Below are 17,176 nucleotides of genomic sequence, written 5' to 3'. Positions count from 1 at the left end.
ACTGACAGTCCGGTCGGTCCACCCTGAAACGAAAAAGACCCGGCTGCGTTGGTGCGCAGACCGGGCCAGAAAGAAAGTCAGTAAACATGACCAAATTACAGCAGCAGACCGTCTACGGCAACCACCAGCTATGGCTGCGTAACGGCTTCGACCAGATTATCCCCGTCATACCGCAGGGTGCAGTGCTGCACGAACACTCGAAAGTCGATCCGGGGGCGCGTGGCAAATGCCCCGGTGAGTTTTATGGCGGGGCGTGGGACGGGATGGGGTCTTGGCCCAACTTCTACATGGATGCCATCAAGGCCGTACGTTACGACGAACTGTGTGCGAACGTTGGGCTCAAGATGGGCGAAGTGTGGTGTGCGCTAGATGTGGACATAACGGACGATGTGACCGCACAGGCGATGCTGCAACGGGTGCATGATCTGGGCCGGGGTAGCTACTTCATCCGATGGGGCCAAATTCCGAAATTCTTGGTCCTGTTTAAGATCGCACCGGGCGAGACGATCCGGCGTCGTCAGTATCCGATCAAAAAGGATGGTGTGACCCAGAAGGTCGAAGTGATGGGAATTACCGCCACAGGACGTGCCACGCAGGCCGTGGTGGCCGGAACGCACCCATCCGGCGCACAGTACCAGTGGAACATGCAACCCGTTGCTGATGCCATACAAGAGGCCACAACAGACCAGATGGACTATCTGGTCGAACAAATGATCTTGGTTGCCGAGTCTCGGGGATGGACACGCGGTCGTGCCACCAGCCCCAGCGGTTCCAACGACGGTCTGTCCAATCTCGGGGCCGAACCTTTCGATCCGTCACTGGTCGGGCCGATAGTGGACCTGATCCCGAATGTCGATGTTGAGTATGACGAATGGATCAGCATCGCCTACGCGATCAAGAATGCCCTTGGTGGTGGGGGTTGGGAAATCTTTGAAGCGTGGTCTGCGAAGGCACCGAAGAACGTCCCGGCGTACACCAAGCGCACATGGGATACGTTCAAAGCGGACAACATGTCAGGCTTCGGAAAACTGGTCTATTGGGCGCGTCACGCATGTGGCGGGGAACTACCAGGTGAACTGGACGCGAAGGTAAAGACCGGATACCGGATGCAACAGGCCACCAAGGCCGGAATGCCTTTGTTGGCCCCTGACGTGCCGACACAGGGCGCGATAACCATTGCCACGCCCGATCCGTCCAGCCCAATTGTGGAAGACCCGTCAGGCCGCTTTCCGTTCGCGCACGATAAGAACGGCAACATGATCCCCAACTACGCAAACGTGATCGCCACGCTGATGACCAACGACATATGGCGCGGAAAGCTAGGTTTCGATCTGTTCAATGGTCGTCGGTGTTTTACCGGTGACATTCCGTTTCTGAAGGTCAAAGCGGGTGACCTGCTGGAAGACCATCATTTTGGCGGTTTCCACCAATGGTTCCAATTCGGTCTGTTTGCCAAGATCGGCAGAAATGACGTGATCAATGCGGTCGAAGCCGCGTGTATGGAAAACGCATTCGACCCGTTACAGGACTATCTGACCGGGCTCAAATGGGACGGGGTACCCCGGATCAATAGCTGGCTGTGGACCTACTGCGGTGTGACAATGGCTGACCCGATCTATCTGACCTACCTGTCCGTGGCGGGGCGCAAGTGGCTGATCGCTGCCGTGGCCCGTGGCATGATCCCCGGCTGTAAGGTGGACAACGCCCTGATCTTCGAAGGACCGCAGGGTGTCGGCAAATCGTCCGCTCTGGCCGCTCTGGTACCAGACCCGGATTGGTTTGGTGACAGCTTGCCGGATTTCCACCACAAGGATGCCAAATCGTACCTGAACGGAAAGTGGATCGTGGAACTTGCCGAACTGACGCAGGTTCACAAAGGCGAACTGGAAAACATGCGTTCGTTCATGTCGCGGACAAAGGAAGATTACCGGCCATCACATGCGCGGCTGGAAATCAAGCGTCCACGGCGCTGCGTGTTTGCGGGCTCAACAAACCGTGACGACTACCTGAAAGACCCGGCTGGTGAACGCAGGTTCTGGATCGTCCAGACAGATGGCCACTTTGATATTGAAGGTCTGACCGCTGTACGCGACCAGCTTTGGGCCGAAGCGTACGAAGCCTATAAATCTGGCGAAGTTTGGTACATGGATCGCGCAACGGCCAACATGGCACGTTCGATCCAACAGGAACGTGTAGCGCGTGATCCGTGGGCCGATACCTTGGCAAACCTGCTGGCCACACGTGATGAAACATCACTGCCCGAGTGTTTCGCACTGATGAACATTCCCGAAAAGGAACGTACGCCAGCGCAACAGAACCGCATCAAGACTGCCCTAAAATCTATAGGTTTTGAACGCAACGGACTGATCAGCCATAACCGTGAAGGTAATAAAGGACGTGCCAGATTCAGTAGACGGACAGGGTAGACGGTATCGTTATTTTAAGGATATGGCGTAGCGTCTATATATTTACAACTCGGTAGACGCTACATACCCTTCCAGACCAGATAGAACTTTTTTATTTATAAATAATGGATAGTTAAGCATATAGAAGTTGAGAGTAGACGGAAAAAGTAGACGGAAAATGAGTAAGCCCATCTACCGTTCTACAGACTCTTTAAGGAAATGCGTCTACTCGTCTACCATCGGGGTCCAACTCGGGGCATATACCCATCCAGCTATACCCAATTGTCCTAGTCTGACGACACTGGCACCAACCACCAACAGAGCGGACAGGCAGGCCCCATCCGACGGAAGGCCAGCGGCCAAGAAGGGTATAGAGGGTATCATATAGGTGGGCTGTGGTGCGTGGTGTGCCTGATGTGTGATTGGTTGATGTGTCACATGTGTGACGTGCCGACCGATGCCGTGACGCTGCTGACCGTGGCGACCGCACATCGTCTTGCGTGGGGGGCGGCGTGAATCAACAGATCGAACGGGGGCCGCACCGCGCCGGGGACTGAATCTTTAGAACTAACGGCAAAAATGCCTTTCGGTAAAAAGCTATAAAAACCGGTCTAAATCGGTCTGTTGCAAGTTGCAACAGACCCTCTAATTACGTCCGATTACGTGGGGTTTCTTCCAAGTTGGAACGAACCAGACCGGATCACGCGGAAACAGGGTCCGACAAAATGTCTGACCCCCTGACCCGGCAAATTCGCAATCGGTTGCGAATTTGAAACCTTCCAGTGACTGGAACGTTGACACCCAAAGTGGCAAGTATCCTCAGATTTGACGATACTTGCCAAAATCAAACCTTCCAGTGACTGGAACCTTTGGTATAATGCGATGACTCACACGCGTCCCGGCGTGTCCTTGGTGGTGACATATGAACGCAGAACTGGCCGAATTTTTACGCGAAACGAAGGTCACAGCGATGATCCCGCTTGCGCGGCGCTGCATCGCCCGACACACCGGCCAACCGACCACCTACACCCGATCCGACAACTGCCACGAAATCACCAGCGGTGGGGGATACTTGCGCGTGGCACCAGACAGCAAATCCAGCAAGCATATCTTGCAACAATGGACCGAAGCCAATGGGTAGACGGAGGCCACCAAAACATGTCCGACAGACGCAGACCGCCAACGATCAGCATGAACGCGTTCAGTCGGGCAAAGGCCGAATACGCAGCAGCCCTGCGGGGAATGTGCGAGACCTGCACCCAGATCGTGACAAGGGTCAACGTGACGTACATGCCCCCACCCGGCGCGGCTGACTTTGACCCGGAATACTTTTTGTGCCGCTGTCAGTCGTGCTTACGGCGCGGACGAACTGAACTGATAAAAATACGGTTGGTCGATGCCTACGTTGCTTGAACAGTTCGCCAAAGCCGAGAACGCCGCGCTGCGGGAAGTCATGCGGGATGATCGCGGCGTTGCGGGCATGACCGTCAGTCAGGTGACCAAGGGTGTCAGTGCGGAAAACGGCGGACGGATTGAACGGCGGACCAGCCGCCTGTGCGATGGCTGCGGCTGCATCTTGCGCCAAGACCACCGATGGAATTGGGGCAGAAACGTGTGCTGTTCTTCGGCCTGCCTGGACGATGTGAAACGCTTCGCACGTTGGACCAGATCGACCAAACTGTGATCTACCTGGAAACTATATCCGAGTTTCGCGATTACATCTAACTATATGAAAATAAATATAATTTGACGAAATCCTGTGGTCGATGGCAGGTTGATTTTAACCTGAGAGGGACCAACGCATGAAAACTGTCGATATAGACCTGTTGCGGATTTTGTTACTGTATTGTCCAGTGACGGGTTTGTTCTGGTGGAAAGAGCGGGAAGATAAACCCGATTATTGGAACGCGCGTTGGGCTAACAAGCAAACTTTCACAACAGTTGATCGAAAAGGTTACATGCGTGGCGCGGTGGAACGATTTCCTTTGTACGCTCATCGTGCGGCGTGGGCGATCATGTATGAGACTTGGCCGGACTATATTGATCACATTAATGGTGATCGGTCCGACAATCGCATTCTCAATTTGCGGAACGTTACTCCGTCCGACAATCAAAAGAACCAAAAGCGGCGTTTGGATAATTCGTCCGGTGTGATTGGCGTTTCGTTTCATAAACATATGCGAAAATGGCAAGCACAGATTTGCTCACACGGTAAGCAGCATCATTTAGGTGTCTTCAATGACAAGACCGCAGCCATAGCGGCCCGAAAGGCTGCTGAAATTGAATTTGGGTTCCATCCTAATCATGGGCGGGTGGTCTAATGCAATTGACCCAGCACACCGCGACCAGAGCCGCAAAATCGGTGGTCAAAAGCGTCGGATTTATCCGCCAACAACTCGACTCTGCATCCCGCGCCGAACAGGACGGTATCCAAGGCGCGTTCGAACAGCGGATCAAGGCAACCGCCAAGTTCAAACACGATCAGGATCGCGCACAACGGGCCATAGATGACACCCGTGCGGCTGCAACCCGGTACCAACGTGCAGCCAATGTGCTGCGATCTGGTGGCGTGTCCGTATCGGACGATCCGTTACACAAGCGATGCGCCGATCTGCATCGTATGGGTGGACCCACCGACCAGCTTGCCGACCAACTGGACGCCATAGCCAAGACAGCCAACGACGCAGCGGATCGGGCCGAAGATCGCCTGAACGGGGCCGAGGATGAGCTGCGGGTGACCGACGCGATGGCGGATTATCTGGCGGCACTTGCCAAGCACAATTTCGACAAAAGCAATCCAGCCGTTCGCGCCAAGCACCGCGACTACATGGCGTGGAAAACTGTAAGCCGGGGGCGCAAATGACCAATCCGTTTCGACAAACCAACGACAACCCATACGACCGCCCACTTATCAATGGTCAGTTGGACACCCGTGGCGCTCAACAAGACCCTAGCGCGGTGCTGTACGACCCCGCCAGCGACAGCGTAAACCCGGCAGGCGTGGCGTTGATCCAGACCATCATGAAACAGGTCGATAAGCGCACGTTGAGTGCCGACGACATTGCCGAAGCGATGGCAAATCTGATCGCCCCGATGCTGGACCGTATCGACACGCTTGAGCATCAGCTAGGCGTCAAACGCGATAACATCGCCAAGTCGGTCCAGCGTGAGATTGATCAATTCATGGGCGACGACGCACCGCTGGACGAAGCCACGCTGGAACGTATGGCAGACCAGCACCGCAAGACAATGGAAGGGGTCCGCAATGGGAATGCCTAGCAGAATTATGCACGACATGCCGCATGCGATCCGCGCCAAGCTGGTGCGCGAAGCGGCCCTGTTCCGTCTGGCTGGCCACGACAGCCAAACCGCAAAGGAAATGGCGCGTACCAAGGTCCGTGCATTCTATGAAACACGCGGCAAGGATTTCGTCCGCGATCATCCAACATGGCGCGATCTGTTCCGCAAGACAGCGGCCAAACAACTGGGGAGTCTGGACCTATGAACGCAGCACAAGCAAACACCCGCCGCCGCGACAGCGACGACAAAGCAGCCCAAATTCTGATCCAAGAAACCAAAGCAGCCGCCTTTGACGATGCGCTGAAGGTGGCCAAGGATGCACCCGCAACGGCCCGACGTGTCAAAGCATTGGAAGCCGAGAACGCAGCCCTGAAGGCACAGGCAGATCGACCTGTTGCGGTCACCGTCCAGCAGCCCCGGCCCGCAACGGTCAAAGGCACGGTCAAGCGGCCACGCAGCACGGATATTGCCTTTGCCAAGGCCACGGCACACTTTGCCCAACGCGGCATTGAACAGGTCGCTGAAGACCTGTTCCCCGGTGAGCCCGGTAAACTGCAACGTAAGGCCGCGACAGCACCGGCCAGCACGGTTGATGCGGGTTTTGGTGCTGAACTGGTCAACAACGACGTTGGCCCGTGGGTCGAAGAACTGCGGCCCGTGTCGGTCTATGCCGCCATGGCGGCTGGTGGGGTACCACTGCCGATGAACGAAGTCGCCAACCTGACGATGCCGACTAATCCCGGCATAGGTGACATTAGCGGTTCGTTCGTTGGCGAAAAAGGCACGATCCCGGTCAAATCGGGTGTGGTCGGATCGGTCAGTTTCCACCGGATGAAAATGGCCGTGCTGTCGGTCTTCACTAACGAACTACGCGACACCAGCACACCCAGCATCGAAGCGGTGATCCGCAGAAATGTGGTGGCCGATACGTCTGAAATGCTGGACGCATATTTCCTGAACCCGGCGAACGCAGCCGTTCCGGGTATCCGCCCCGCAAGCCCGTGGAATGGTGCCGCAAACCAAGCGTCCGCTGGTACCGGTCTGGACAACGTGATCGCGGATATTGCGTATCTGACCGGCGTGATCACCGCAACGCGACCGCGCAACCCGGTCCTGATCATGGATAATATGCGGGCTCAAAGGCTGCGCATGATGCGTGAAGCCGGGGTGTTCCTGTTCCGTGACGAAGTGGAACGGGGCGAACTGTTTGGTCTGCCCTTGATCATCAGCGCAACGGTACCGCAAGATCATCTGTTCGTGATTGATCTGGCCGACTTCGCATCGTTCCTGCCCGCACCTGAAATCGACACCAGCGGATCGGCAACCGTTGCCTTGGCTGACGATGATGGCGTTGCACCGACGATGGTTGATACCAACGCGGTCAATGATCAGGGCGGGTCGATCCACATTTCGGATGCAGCCGGAACCGTACCCGCAACCAAAGTGGTCAGTTCGTTCCAAGTGAACGCAACGGTGCTTCGCATGGTCCAGCCCATTGCGCACGGCATGTTGCGCACCGGAACGGCTGCGTATGTCACGGGGGTTGCTTGGTGATGTTTGAGCCCGTCGCAAATGTGCCGAACCTGTTGCTGGCTATCGACCGTGATGGCCAGCACCGGCTGTGCGCAGCCGTACAGGACCGCAGATCGCGTGAAATCGTGGCCACAGCCGTGGAACGTACCGTCACGCTGCACAAGCCGCGTACGGATATTCTGGCGGATCAAGTGGCCGCTGCACTGGCACCGTTCATGGCGCGGCTGGATCAGGAAGGGGTGGCCGCGTGAGCAACTATCCAGATTGCGGGTATCCGAACTGCACCTATCCAGATTGCGGGTATCCGAACTGTGAAGGTTTCGTGCCGCCACCAGCATCGGACGACAGCGAGGGGGAAGAAAATGAAAGTGATTGAACGCCACGGGCAAGAAGGTCTGGCCGGTCGATACGATGCCAGCTTGTTGGTTGATGACTACAGCAAGCAGAAGACCCCGCCCAACAATGACAAGCTGTTCACACCGCGCCACCGGCGCACAGCCCCGATGGAGTACAACGATGGCCAGAGTAAATCGGACGAATAAGCAGGGCGTACGCCAAGGCGTGACCGTCGAACTGAACGATTTCGACATTAATCTGCCCGTACCCGGAACGCCCGCGACCCAGCTTGGAATGAGCCACCCGAACGGCCCTGCGGTCTGGTCGGGCATTTACGTGCTGGCCAGTGATCTGACGCCATAACCGAAGGAAACTGACAGGATGCCTTTCGACATGACACCACGGAAGAAACGACAGCCCCGCAAACCTCAGATCGACCGGGACGCAGCGGCACGGGCCGTGCAGCGCCAGCTTGGCCGACCGCTGACGTGGTTGGAATACTGCCGTGTGTGGAACGAAGCCACGAAGGCGATGGGCCGGAAAGACTTTCTGACGGGTGAAGTGAAATGAAAGACAGCAGCTATCGGGGCCGGTACGACCGGGACGCCAACCAGAAGGCCAAGGCCAACGCAGACAGCCGCGAAGCCCAGCGTCTGAAGCGCGACCAGCTATTGGCCCGTGCGCGTGATCTGCGGGCCGCTGGGCTCATCACAGCCGCCAAGGCGATGGAACGGGAAGCGGAGTATGCACGGCGATCTTGAACAGATTTACCCGTTGATTGGTATGTCGATGGCGGTCGCATGGGCCGCACCTGACGATCAAACGTTTGCAGCCCAGATGACCGCACTTTGCCAGATCGTCTGGCAGAACGTGCGAAGCGATCCGTGGCCCGACGATGGCGGCAACGCCTTAGCCCAGCATCTGGCCCAAAGCGGCGTCAAACAGGACGATCCACGTGCGCTTGTGGCGGCAATTATGAATTACCAGGTGGAAGACAGAAAGGTCCATTGATGGTCGTAAAGGTCCGTCCAGAATCGTTACCACCCAGAGCGTTCAAGACGAACGTACAAGCCCCACGGCTGTACAAGTGGTCACCGAACCGGAAGACCCGTGTGGCCAAGCTGGGCAGCAAACTGGCGCGTCGTGCGCTGATCATGGATATTGTGCCGGATATTGTCGAAAAGGGCCGCGCGTTCCACATCAATACGGTTTCGGCTGGCTACAGTCTGCACCAAGCACGTGGCCAGTTTCAGGCCGATGACGAAGTGGCACAGATCGTGGATCACCGGTTGAACAAGCCCGTCCAGTCCGTTCGCTTCGGTGGCAACATAACTTTCATTGAAAATCCGGCAAATCTACGGTGGGTGGCCGAAGCGACCGCCTTTGTCTTCGATCACGCGTTCCAATCTTCGCGCCTGTACCGTGAAGGCACACCGCCTTACGTCCACATGGGCGGTTGGGAAGTGCGCGTTGACGGTCGTGCCATCAGCCCGTCAGCCATCCTGTCCTACGCGGAAAAGGATGGTTGGGAACGAATGGATGTGACCAACACCGTGCCGTACGCAAGCAAGCTGGAATCCTTGTATGGTGGGTTCGATCACCTGCTGTACGGCGCGTGGAAGAAAGCCCGCAGCAAAGGCTGGCACCAGCGTGTCGATATGGTCTTTGCGACCTATGCACAGGACTACAGCGCAGCCGATGGTGGGCGCGTCCGCCGACCGAATATCCGCATCCAGCGTCTTGGCGCATTGGGCGGATCACGCAGGGGAAGGATTGATAAGTAATGGTCAACACAACCACCACCCACACAATGATCTTGGACGCCGAAGCGTCCCAAATGGTCCGCAGTCTGGATGCTGCCGAAAAAGAGTTGGGCCAACTGGTCAAACAGTTCGACCACGCAGCCGCTGCCGGTAAGAGGTTCCAAGCGGCCAACACCAACAACGTCAAATCCCTGAAGGGTATTCAGGGCGCGATGCAGCGCAATTCGACCGTCATGAAACAGGGCGCGGTCAACTTTGGTGATTTCATAATCCAAGTCGCCGGTGGCCAGAACGCCATGCTTGCCTTCGGTCAGCAGGCCAACCAGCTTACGTCGTTCCTGCGCGTTGGTGGTCCGTGGATGCTGGGCTTTACCGTCGCCACGGGTCTGATCGCAGCGTTCGGTGACAAGCTGTTCGAAGCATCCGAAGACGCCAAGAAATTCGAAGAAGCGTTGGGCGGTGTGGCGAAATCCACCGACGAACTGAACGCGGAAACACGCCGCATCCAGACGGGTCTGACCGATGACGTTCTGCGGTTGCGGGACGCACGACAAGCCCTGAAGGACGCGCAGGCCGATCTGAACGCATTGATCGCTGAAGCCGAAGCATCCGGCGAAGCCGAACTGTCCACGCTGGACGCACAGGTCGAAGCCAAGCAAAAGCTGGTCAATCAGGCCGAAGAAGAACTGGAAAAGAACAAGGAAGCATTGCTGGCCAACGTCCGAGCCCGTGAGGAAAAGGAACGGATGGTCGAAGTGATGCGGGCGGTTAATCAAAAGCTGCTTGAGTCGGTCGATCTGACAGCCGCCATGGCCCGAAATACGCGCCTTGCCGCCGAAGGTGCGGCCATCATTGCCAACATCAACGCCAACCCGGATTTCTACGATCCGCGCGGCGAAGGTGCGGGTGCTGGTGATCCGAATTACCGTCCACCCGCTTCGGGCATTCCACCGGTCGTCTTACCGCCGAACCCGTCCAGCAACACCCGTGCCGGTGGTGGGGGCGGTACACGGCGGGCCATCGACCAGCAGAAGAAGCTGACCGAAGAAATCAAAAAGACCGTTGAGGCGATGCGCGAACTGGATCGGCAAAGCCAGACATGGTTCGACAATTTCGAAGACGGAATGGTTGGTATCGCTGCCGAAGGGATTGACCGTTTTGTCGATGCCATTGCCGACGCCGAAACGGCTTGGGGCGAATTTTCTAAGCAGTTTTTGCGCGACATTGCGAAGATGATCCTGCGTCAAGCACTTTTGAACGCGCTGCAAGCTGCGCTTGGGCCGGGTTTCGATGTTCCGGGTGCTGCCGATCCGGGGCAATTCTTCCCGTCAGCCAAAGGCAACGTCTTCGACGGTGGCAGCGTCGTACCCTTTGCGCGTGGCGGTGTGGTCAGCCAACCGACCATGTTTCCTATCTCTGGCGGTGTGACCGGGCTCATGGGTGAAGCTGGTCCCGAAGCCATTGCGCCCCTGAGACGTGACGGATCGGGCAATCTGGGCGTTGGGGCCGTTGCGCCCGTGATCCAGATCGTGAACAACACCGGCGCTGAAGTTCAGACCCGGCAAGTATCGGACGTTGAAACGCAGATTATCATCGGCAAGGCGGTCGCCGCTGCGGAACAGAGCATCAGCCGCCAGTTGGTCAGCGGACAAGGCCAAGTGCCGCGTGCAATGGAGCAAGGCTATACTTCTAGACGCCGCGTGGTCTAGCCTGATGGATTTCTGCACCGACATACGGGCCGAGTTGACCGACGCCCTGTCACCGTTTGAAGACGCAGGCGTTGCGGTCAATGTAGGTGTTTGGGAATCGCGGTCTGATCCTGACCTGATCGTGTCGATCCAGATTGACGGGAAATTCCAGGTACTTGACGGTTACCGCGTTTCGCTGGCCCTGTCGGCTTCGGATATGATCGCGGCTGTGATGCGCGAGTGTTTTGCCGATCTGGTGACCCTGCTGCGGTTGCTCGGAGCAAATCCGCCCACTGTTCGCCCGTTCGAAATCGCATCGCCGCGCCTCACTCTGGTGGATAACGGTACGACAAATATCAGACTATGAGCATACGACCAAGCAGGCTCTTTATTCCTTTGTGCTACCGCATCAGCACATCGGCCTGTAGGTCCAGCCCGCACCGTTCAGGTCCGTTCGGTGCGGGCGATTTACGACTCGGGTGGACGTTCGGGTGGACCAACACATCTACCTGGAATTTATCCCAAGCGAATCCAATACGTTAAAACCACATACGGGCGGACTGTCTCTCCGCCATTATCCAAATTGGCTATGTTAACCGGGCGCAGCGAATACTTGCCCTGTCGCGCGACATCAATGGCGGATCGCAGCGCAGTCCTGAAGGGTATGTCCGGAAAGCAGCGTGATCTTGCCGGGTTCGATACGCCAGATCAGCACAGCCCGGCTCAAACCTCTGTTTTGCCGAGACTTCACAAGATTTCCCCTTTGTCTTTGCGTTAGTTTTGGATCATCCCAGCGACACAAATTCCAAAGGAGATTCACATGTCGCGTACTCTAATTTTGATCATTGTCCTCGCCGCAATCGGCGTTGGCGGATATTATTACCTAAACCAACCGGAACCAACTCCGGCTGAACGTTTGCAGTCAGCAGCCGAAGACGCCAGTGACGCATTGGCCGATGCTGCCACTGCGGCACAAGACGCCGCCTCCGATGCGGTTGATGCCGCCACAGAACAAGCCTCGGAAGCGGCCTCATCCTTGACTGAACAGGCATCCGAGGCGGCATCTTCTGTTGCCGATCAGGCATCAGAAGCCGCGCAACAAGCAAGCGATCAGGTCGCTGCTTTGGCCGGACAAGGGCAAGAGCTGCTGAACTCCTGGATCGCGGAAGGCAAGTTGAACCCTGCCAATTTCGACTATGACGGCATCATGACATCGCTAGAAGAAAGCACATTGGCAGCGGACCTGAAAGAGCAAGCGATCAAGATCGTGAATGACATCAAAGCATCGCCTGAAACCATCGCTCAGAAAATTCAGGAACTGACCAACCTGCTGACCCAACAATAAAATAATGGGGCCGCCCGTTTGGGTAAGTTCCACTCTTTGGGGGCATCTTGGATGCCCCCACGTTATTTCGGCATTGAATTGACGCCCTAAGCGGCTTTTGATTGGCTCATTCTGACACCCTACCCGCGCCATGCCTTCTTGAACATTTGTTTCGATACGGCGCGTGTCACTCCAGTTTAGTCAAGGATGACCAAATGACAGATTTGCCGCACACCATGTTTGCCACCATTTTGAAGCATGACGGATATTCCGGCACATCCAGCGGACCGGTGATCGCGGATGCAGCCGAATGGCTTGAACCCGCAGAAGTACCTGTACCACAGCCTGGTCCGGGTCAGGTTTTGATCAAACTGCGCACCGCATCCGTCAATCCATCCGACCTGCACTTCATCAAGGGTGAGTATGGCCAACCCCGAGTAAAGGGATCCCCAGCCGGTTTCGAAGGATGTGGTGATGTTGTGGCCACCGGCAAAGGTGCCGAAGCCCTGCAAGGTCAGCGCGTTGCATTTGTCGCTGCTGGGTCCGGTGCGTGGGCTGAATATGTCGTCACTCAGATGCAGATGTGTATCCCCCTGAGGCCGGATATTTCAGACGACGACGGGGCCGCGCAAATTGTCAATCCGCTGACCGCGATGGCGATGGTGGACATGGTCAAGGTCGACGGCGACGCGTTTGTCGTGTCTGCTGCAACCAGCCAGCTCGGAAAGCTCATGTGCAGCCTTGGCCGCGATCTCGGGCTGAAACCCATAGCGCTCGTGCGGCGCGCTGAGACTGTTGAAACGTTGAAGAGCCTTGGCGCCGCCGAAGTCCTGGTGACGACAGATTCAGATGTTGTTGAGCAATTTGCCGGACTGAGCACATCCATGAAGCCACGCGTGTTTCTTGACGCCGTGACTGACCAGCTTTCGGAGCAGTTGTTCTGTACCATGCCAAACCGTGCACGCTGGATCACCTATGGCAAGCTTTCGACCGAAGCGCCGACGCTCACTCAAACCGGCCAGTTGATCTTTATGGGCAAGCGGATCGAAGGTTTTTGGCTGACGCAATGGATGATGTCGACGCCACCAGCGGATCAGATGCGGGTGGTGGCCGAGGTTCAGGCGCGTTTTGCAGACGGGCGCTGGAAAACAGATGTTTCTGAACACCTTACACTCAGAGATCTGGTGCCAAATTTAGCCAATGCGCTGAAAAAGAGTGACGGAAAGGTGATAATCACGCCATAGTAGAAGAACCCCACGCATCCCGAAGACTTGCGTGAGGCTGACGGCATCTGTTGCTCGTTGGAGGGAGGACAGTTTGGATAACGCACAGCTGCTGATCAGCGGACTGGCGAATGGCTGCGTCTATGGCCTGATCGCGCTTGGCTTTGTTCTGATCTACAAGGCGACCGAAGCGGTGAATTTCGCGCAGGGTGATTTCATGATGCTGGGGGCCTTTGTGACCATCGGCCTGACAAATACCGAGTATATGGGCCTGCCCTTCTGGATGGCCCTGCCGATCTCACTGGGGATTATGGGTGCCTTAGGCTATCTGCTGGATCGGCTGATTATCCGTCGATTGTTCGGTGAAAGCCAGACCGCAGTCGTCATCCTGACAATCGCTTTGGGGTTCGTGATCCGCTTTGTTGCGGGGTTGATCTGGGGGCATGAACCGCAAACGTTGCAAAACCCGCTTGCCGGTAAAGAGGTTCGCTTTGGCGGTCTGGTGCTGGGGATGGAGGATGTGGCGGTGATTATCGTCACGATCCTTCTGACCGTGGCGCTTTATGTCTTTTTCAGCCGCACCAAACTGGGCCTTGCGATGCAGGGCGCATCGCAAAACCAATTGGCGGCATATTACATGGGTATTCCGGTCAAACGGGTTCAGGGCTTTATCTGGGCGCTGGCCGGGGTCGTAGCCGGGATCGCCGGTATCCTGTTTGCCGCCAAGGGCGCGGTGGACCCGACCACCGGATTGCTGGGCATCAAGGCCTTTGCTGCGGCTGTAATCGGTGGATTTGGCAGTCTGCCCGGTGCTCTGGCCGGAGGGCTGATCGTGGGCGTGATCGAACCCTTTGCCAGCCGCTATATCGCCGCGGGTTACAGCCAGGTTGCCCCCTATGCTTTACTGCTGGCCGTGCTGATTTTCCGGCCCAACGGGCTGTTCAGTCAGGTTCGGGTCAAAAAGGTCTGACTCATGCGGATTGTGTTCAAAACCAATTACATGCAGGATATCCGACCTTGGAAAGACCGGTATCAACTGTGTCTTTACCTGATCCTTCTGGCCGTCGTTGCAGCCGCCCCATGGTGGCTGGACGCGTTCTATCTGGGCGAACTGACAAACGTTCTGATCTGGGCCATAGCTGGGCTGGGCCTGATGATCCTGACCGGGCATACCGGGCAGGTCAGTCTGGGACATGCCGCTTTTCTGGGTTTTGGCTGCTATGCCAATGTTGCCCTGATCGAAGCGGGAGTGCCCTTTCTAATCGCCTTCCCGCTGGCCGGATTTCTAACCGGCATCGCAGGTGTGACAGTCGCCATCCCTGCCTTGCGCCTTCACGGTATCTATCTGGCCATCTTCACCATGGCCCTTTCGATCCTGATGGATGACATCATCGTTCTATCCGAACCCATCACCGGGGGCGTCGCGGGCAAGTATATTGGCGGGGTCGAGATCTTTGGCCATTTGGTAGACCGCTGGGGTACGCCGGATCTGTTCTTCTGGTTGGTTCTGACCGTCGCTGTCCTTGTGACGTTGGGCTATATCAACCTGCTGCGCGCGCCTTTAGGGCGCAGCTTTATCGCAGTTCGCGACTCCGAGGTTTCGGCACAGGCGATGGGTATTGATATAGCGCGGACCAAGATGATCTCATTCGCCTTGTCCTGCGCCATCACAGGCTGGGCCGGAGCACTGATGGGGCTGTTTGCCGGAGCCTTCAACAACGAAACCTTCAGTGTTCTGATCTCGATCCAGTTGCTGATGATGATCGTGATCGGCGGACTGGGTTCGATCCACGGGGCATTTCTGGGTGCGATCGTGATCGGGTTTCTGCCTCAGTTCCTGTCAATCTCCAAAGAATATGCCGGAGCTTTGTTCGGCGGCAACACAGTCGCCATTCCGGGCCTCGAATTCGGCATTTTTGGTATGATCCTGATCGCCTTCATCCTGTTCGAACCCATGGGGCTTTATGGGCGCTGGTTCAAGATCCGCACCTGGTTCGAGCTGTTCCCCTTCTACCGTAAAGACATGTTCAAACGGCAAAAATCTTATCTGAAGACGGAGCGTCTGAGATGAGCCTGCTGGAGTTTGAAAACGTTACCCTGAAGTTCGGTGGCCTTACTGCGGTTGATAACCTGTCGTTCGAAGTGCTGGAGGGCGAGGTTTTTGCCATCGTCGGCCCCAACGGTGCTGGCAAATCGACCGTATTCAACCTGATCTCGCGGTTCTACGAGCCCTATGCCGGGTCGATCCGATTCGACGGCCATGATCTGCTGCGTGTCAAACCCTCGGGCGTTGCAGCTTATGGCGTGGCGCGGACGTTTCAGAACATTGAACTGTTCGAGCACGCAACCGTTTTGCAAAACCTTCTGGTTGGGCGGCATCGGCATCGACAAACAAATCTGCTGTCTGAGCTGTTGTTCCTTCCGTCTGCCCGATGGCAGGAAATCGAAAACCGCGAGAAGGTTGAAGAGATCATCGATTTCCTCGATCTTCAGGCCTATCGCGACAAGATGATCGCAGGGCTGCCCTATGGCGTGCGAAAAGTGGTTGAGGTCGCGCGCGCACTGGCAACTGATCCCAAACTGCTGCTGTTGGACGAACCCGCCTCGGGCCTTTCAGTCGAAGAAACCAGTGACATGCGGTGGTGGATCGATGACATCCGGCGTCAGATGGGCATCACCGTGCTGATGGTGGAACATGACATGGGCCTGGTCTCGGGCGTGTCAGATCGGGTTTTGGCGATGGCAGACGGCGCGGAATTGGCACTGGGCTCTCCTGCACAAGTGCAGGCTCACCCGGCCGTTATCGAAGCGTATCTGGGGAAAGCTTCATGACTGAGCCGATCCTGAGAATACGCAATGTCGAAAGCTTTTATGGCCCCATCATGGCCATTCGCGGGGTGTCATTGGATGTGCACGAGGGGCAGATCGTGTCGATCCTCGGGGCCAATGGCGCGGGAAAAACGACGCTGATGAAAACCGTCTCGGGTGTGATGGACCCGGAAAAGGGACAAATTACCTTTGATGGTGAAGACATTCAGGGGGCAGAACCACATAAGGTTGTGCAACGCGGGATCGTGCATATTCCCGAAGGGCGCGAGGTCTTTCCCCTTCTGACTGTTGATGAAAACCTCAGCCTTGGTGCGTATTCCCGCAAGGACAAAGACCAGATCGAGCAAGATCGTGAACTGGTCTTCAGTTACTTCCCGGTTCTCAAAGACCGCCGCGGGCAAGAGGCTGGCACCCTGTCAGGCGGTCAACAGCAAATGTTGGCGATTGGACGTGGGCTGATGGCCCGTCCTCGTATCATGTTGCTGGATGAGCCATCACTGGGCCTGTCGCCGATGCTGGTGCAAGAGATTTTCGAGATCCTCGGACGCCTCAACCAAGAACAGCAGATGACCATGATGCTGGTCGAACAAAACGCCCATGCGGCACTGGATCTGGCCCATCATGGCTATGTGATGGAGGTTGGACGCATCGTTATGGACGGCAGCGCCGAGGCTCTGTTGAAATCCGAGGACATCCAGAACTTCTATCTTGGTGTGCGTGAAGACGGCGCGCGGGAAAACCGGCGCTGGAAACGGAAAAAGACGTGGAGGTAAGT

At 56.5% G+C, this 17,176-nt stretch carries 23 protein-coding genes; all 23 read left to right on the top strand.

What is annotated here, in order from left to right; genetic code table 11:
* Positions 1 to 86 precede the first annotated feature (86 nt).
* Positions 87 to 2,426, top strand: a complete 2,340-nt coding sequence (locus GS646_RS07845) for a VapE domain-containing protein (RefSeq protein WP_171646956.1) — start codon at positions 87 to 89, stop codon at positions 2,424 to 2,426.
* 901 nt (positions 2,427 to 3,327) lie between these two features.
* Entirely contained in the window at positions 3,328 to 3,546 is a 219-nt protein-coding gene (locus tag GS646_RS07840) for a hypothetical protein (protein WP_171646958.1), read from the top strand.
* Between the two features lie 255 nt (positions 3,547 to 3,801).
* Entirely contained in the window at positions 3,802 to 4,089 is a 288-nt protein-coding gene (locus GS646_RS07835) for a hypothetical protein (RefSeq protein WP_171646960.1), read from the top strand.
* A gap of 118 nt (positions 4,090 to 4,207) precedes the next feature.
* A complete protein-coding gene (locus tag GS646_RS07830; protein WP_171646962.1) occupies positions 4,208 to 4,726 on the top strand; it encodes an HNH endonuclease in 519 nt (172 codons plus the stop codon).
* Positions 4,726 to 5,268 carry a hypothetical protein gene (locus tag GS646_RS07825; protein WP_171646964.1) on the top strand — a complete coding sequence of 181 codons (543 nt, stop codon included), beginning with the start codon at positions 4,726 to 4,728 and terminating at the stop codon, positions 5,266 to 5,268. Before GS646_RS07830 ends, GS646_RS07825 begins: the two co-directional genes overlap by 1 nt.
* Positions 5,265 to 5,684, top strand: a complete 420-nt coding sequence (locus GS646_RS07820) for a hypothetical protein (RefSeq protein ID WP_171646966.1) — start codon at positions 5,265 to 5,267, stop codon at positions 5,682 to 5,684. Before GS646_RS07825 ends, GS646_RS07820 begins: the two co-directional genes overlap by 4 nt.
* Positions 5,677 to 5,910: a hypothetical protein gene (locus tag GS646_RS07815; protein WP_171646968.1), complete on the top strand. Its 234-nt coding sequence runs from the start codon at positions 5,677 to 5,679 to the stop codon at positions 5,908 to 5,910. Before GS646_RS07820 ends, GS646_RS07815 begins: the two co-directional genes overlap by 8 nt.
* The gene (locus GS646_RS07810) at positions 5,907 to 7,259 is read left to right on the top strand and encodes a phage major capsid protein (RefSeq protein WP_171646970.1); all 1,353 of its coding nucleotides are present in this window, start codon (positions 5,907 to 5,909) and stop codon (positions 7,257 to 7,259) included. Before GS646_RS07815 ends, GS646_RS07810 begins: the two co-directional genes overlap by 4 nt.
* Positions 7,259 to 7,489 (top strand): hypothetical protein, encoded by a 231-nt coding sequence (locus GS646_RS07805; protein ID WP_171646972.1) that lies wholly within the window; start codon positions 7,259 to 7,261, stop codon positions 7,487 to 7,489. Before GS646_RS07810 ends, GS646_RS07805 begins: the two co-directional genes overlap by 1 nt.
* 111 nt (positions 7,490 to 7,600) lie before the next feature.
* Positions 7,601 to 7,780, top strand: a complete 180-nt coding sequence (locus tag GS646_RS07800) for a hypothetical protein (RefSeq protein WP_171646974.1) — start codon at positions 7,601 to 7,603, stop codon at positions 7,778 to 7,780.
* Positions 7,755 to 7,937, top strand: a complete 183-nt coding sequence (locus tag GS646_RS07795) for a hypothetical protein (protein ID WP_171646976.1) — start codon at positions 7,755 to 7,757, stop codon at positions 7,935 to 7,937. Before GS646_RS07800 ends, GS646_RS07795 begins: the two co-directional genes overlap by 26 nt.
* 30 nt (positions 7,938 to 7,967) lie before the next feature.
* Positions 7,968 to 8,144 carry a hypothetical protein gene (locus tag GS646_RS07790; protein WP_171646978.1) on the top strand — a complete coding sequence of 59 codons (177 nt, stop codon included), beginning with the start codon at positions 7,968 to 7,970 and terminating at the stop codon, positions 8,142 to 8,144.
* On the top strand, positions 8,141 to 8,335 hold the full coding sequence (locus GS646_RS07785; RefSeq protein ID WP_171646980.1) for a hypothetical protein: 195 nt from the start codon (positions 8,141 to 8,143) through the stop codon (positions 8,333 to 8,335). The genes GS646_RS07790 and GS646_RS07785 overlap by 4 nt, the downstream gene beginning before the upstream one ends.
* Complete coding sequence (locus GS646_RS07780; protein ID WP_171646982.1) at positions 8,319 to 8,585, top strand: hypothetical protein; 267 nt, start codon at positions 8,319 to 8,321, stop codon at positions 8,583 to 8,585. The genes GS646_RS07785 and GS646_RS07780 overlap by 17 nt, the downstream gene beginning before the upstream one ends.
* Before the next feature lie 101 nt (positions 8,586 to 8,686).
* The gene (locus GS646_RS07775; RefSeq protein WP_171646984.1) at positions 8,687 to 9,358 is read left to right on the top strand and encodes a hypothetical protein; all 672 of its coding nucleotides are present in this window, start codon (positions 8,687 to 8,689) and stop codon (positions 9,356 to 9,358) included.
* The gene (locus GS646_RS23200; protein ID WP_371732062.1) at positions 9,358 to 11,046 is read left to right on the top strand and encodes a phage tail tape measure protein; all 1,689 of its coding nucleotides are present in this window, start codon (positions 9,358 to 9,360) and stop codon (positions 11,044 to 11,046) included. Before GS646_RS07775 ends, GS646_RS23200 begins: the two co-directional genes overlap by 1 nt.
* A 4-nt stretch (positions 11,047 to 11,050) precedes the next feature.
* Positions 11,051 to 11,392: a hypothetical protein gene (locus GS646_RS07765; RefSeq protein WP_171646986.1), complete on the top strand. Its 342-nt coding sequence runs from the start codon at positions 11,051 to 11,053 to the stop codon at positions 11,390 to 11,392.
* A 453-nt stretch (positions 11,393 to 11,845) separates the two neighbouring features.
* On the top strand, positions 11,846 to 12,370 hold the full coding sequence (locus GS646_RS07760; RefSeq protein WP_171646988.1) for a hypothetical protein: 525 nt from the start codon (positions 11,846 to 11,848) through the stop codon (positions 12,368 to 12,370).
* A 194-nt stretch (positions 12,371 to 12,564) separates the two neighbouring features.
* Positions 12,565 to 13,593: an alcohol dehydrogenase catalytic domain-containing protein gene (locus GS646_RS07755; protein WP_171646990.1), complete on the top strand. Its 1,029-nt coding sequence runs from the start codon at positions 12,565 to 12,567 to the stop codon at positions 13,591 to 13,593.
* A gap of 73 nt (positions 13,594 to 13,666) precedes the next feature.
* On the top strand, positions 13,667 to 14,542 hold the full coding sequence (locus tag GS646_RS07750; protein WP_171646993.1) for a branched-chain amino acid ABC transporter permease: 876 nt from the start codon (positions 13,667 to 13,669) through the stop codon (positions 14,540 to 14,542).
* 3 nt (positions 14,543 to 14,545) lie between these two features.
* Complete coding sequence (locus GS646_RS07745) at positions 14,546 to 15,643, top strand: branched-chain amino acid ABC transporter permease (RefSeq protein WP_171646995.1); 1,098 nt, start codon at positions 14,546 to 14,548, stop codon at positions 15,641 to 15,643.
* Positions 15,640 to 16,404, top strand: coding sequence for an ABC transporter ATP-binding protein (locus GS646_RS07740; protein ID WP_171183253.1), 765 nt, complete (start codon positions 15,640 to 15,642; stop codon positions 16,402 to 16,404). The genes GS646_RS07745 and GS646_RS07740 overlap by 4 nt, the downstream gene beginning before the upstream one ends.
* A complete protein-coding gene (locus tag GS646_RS07735; RefSeq protein ID WP_171183255.1) occupies positions 16,401 to 17,174 on the top strand; it encodes an ABC transporter ATP-binding protein in 774 nt (257 codons plus the stop codon). The genes GS646_RS07740 and GS646_RS07735 overlap by 4 nt, the downstream gene beginning before the upstream one ends.
* Positions 17,175 to 17,176 lie beyond the last annotated feature (2 nt).

It is taken from the genome of Ruegeria sp. HKCCD4315 (genome assembly GCF_013112245.1).
In the GTDB taxonomy this organism is placed as follows: Bacteria; Pseudomonadota; Alphaproteobacteria; order Rhodobacterales; family Rhodobacteraceae; genus Ruegeria.
This window is presented reverse-complemented; position numbering and strand designations above follow the sequence as displayed.

Coding starts and splice junctions, on each gene's coding strand:
- GS646_RS07745 (WP_171646995.1), top strand. CDS start 14,546: ATGCGGATTGTGTTCAAAACCAATTACATGCAGGATATCCGACCTTGG.
- GS646_RS07845 (WP_171646956.1), top strand. CDS start 87: ATGACCAAATTACAGCAGCAGACCGTCTACGGCAACCACCAGCTATGG.
- GS646_RS07790 (WP_171646978.1), top strand. CDS start 7,968: ATGACACCACGGAAGAAACGACAGCCCCGCAAACCTCAGATCGACCGG.
- GS646_RS07835 (WP_171646960.1), top strand. CDS start 3,802: ATGCCTACGTTGCTTGAACAGTTCGCCAAAGCCGAGAACGCCGCGCTG.
- GS646_RS07820 (WP_171646966.1), top strand. CDS start 5,265: ATGACCAATCCGTTTCGACAAACCAACGACAACCCATACGACCGCCCA.
- GS646_RS07740 (WP_171183253.1), top strand. CDS start 15,640: ATGAGCCTGCTGGAGTTTGAAAACGTTACCCTGAAGTTCGGTGGCCTT.
- GS646_RS07810 (WP_171646970.1), top strand. CDS start 5,907: ATGAACGCAGCACAAGCAAACACCCGCCGCCGCGACAGCGACGACAAA.
- GS646_RS07830 (WP_171646962.1), top strand. CDS start 4,208: ATGAAAACTGTCGATATAGACCTGTTGCGGATTTTGTTACTGTATTGT.
- GS646_RS23200 (WP_371732062.1), top strand. CDS start 9,358: ATGGTCAACACAACCACCACCCACACAATGATCTTGGACGCCGAAGCG.
- GS646_RS07795 (WP_171646976.1), top strand. CDS start 7,755: ATGGCCAGAGTAAATCGGACGAATAAGCAGGGCGTACGCCAAGGCGTG.
- GS646_RS07805 (WP_171646972.1), top strand. CDS start 7,259: ATGTTTGAGCCCGTCGCAAATGTGCCGAACCTGTTGCTGGCTATCGAC.
- GS646_RS07760 (WP_171646988.1), top strand. CDS start 11,846: ATGTCGCGTACTCTAATTTTGATCATTGTCCTCGCCGCAATCGGCGTT.
- GS646_RS07735 (WP_171183255.1), top strand. CDS start 16,401: ATGACTGAGCCGATCCTGAGAATACGCAATGTCGAAAGCTTTTATGGC.
- GS646_RS07800 (WP_171646974.1), top strand. CDS start 7,601: ATGAAAGTGATTGAACGCCACGGGCAAGAAGGTCTGGCCGGTCGATAC.
- GS646_RS07755 (WP_171646990.1), top strand. CDS start 12,565: ATGACAGATTTGCCGCACACCATGTTTGCCACCATTTTGAAGCATGAC.
- GS646_RS07840 (WP_171646958.1), top strand. CDS start 3,328: ATGAACGCAGAACTGGCCGAATTTTTACGCGAAACGAAGGTCACAGCG.
- GS646_RS07780 (WP_171646982.1), top strand. CDS start 8,319: ATGCACGGCGATCTTGAACAGATTTACCCGTTGATTGGTATGTCGATG.
- GS646_RS07825 (WP_171646964.1), top strand. CDS start 4,726: ATGCAATTGACCCAGCACACCGCGACCAGAGCCGCAAAATCGGTGGTC.
- GS646_RS07815 (WP_171646968.1), top strand. CDS start 5,677: ATGCCTAGCAGAATTATGCACGACATGCCGCATGCGATCCGCGCCAAG.
- GS646_RS07785 (WP_171646980.1), top strand. CDS start 8,141: ATGAAAGACAGCAGCTATCGGGGCCGGTACGACCGGGACGCCAACCAG.
- GS646_RS07765 (WP_171646986.1), top strand. CDS start 11,051: ATGGATTTCTGCACCGACATACGGGCCGAGTTGACCGACGCCCTGTCA.